Source organism: Mesorhizobium sp. M1D.F.Ca.ET.231.01.1.1 (genome assembly GCF_003999155.2).
Lineage (GTDB): Bacteria > Pseudomonadota > Alphaproteobacteria > Rhizobiales > Rhizobiaceae > Mesorhizobium.
On sequence record NZ_RZOZ02000319.1, the window covers coordinates 1 to 278 of the forward strand.

At 70.9% G+C, this 278-nt stretch carries 1 protein-coding gene; it reads left to right on the forward strand.

What is annotated here, in order from left to right:
• On the forward strand, positions 1 to 278 hold a 278-nt coding region (locus EN874_RS33480), incomplete at both ends, for an Hsp33 family molecular chaperone HslO (protein ID WP_189396775.1).

Below are 278 nucleotides of genomic sequence, written 5' to 3' on the forward strand. Positions count from 1 at the left end.
GCAGCACCGCGCTGCGGACCCTGTTCGCCGAATGCACCGCCGCTGGCACGCTGCGCGGTATCGCCCAGCTCAGCGAGGGCGCCGACGCGCCGCGTGACCTGTCCAGCCTCGGCGATGACGCCATCCTCGCCATCACCATCGAGAACCCCGGCCTGGACCCGCGTGAGCCGCAGCGTTACCAGAGCCTGGTTGCGCTGGCCGCGCCGGAACTGGACGAGGCCTTCGAAGACTATTTCCGCCAGTCCGAACAGCTGCCGACCCGCCTGCTGCTGGCCGCC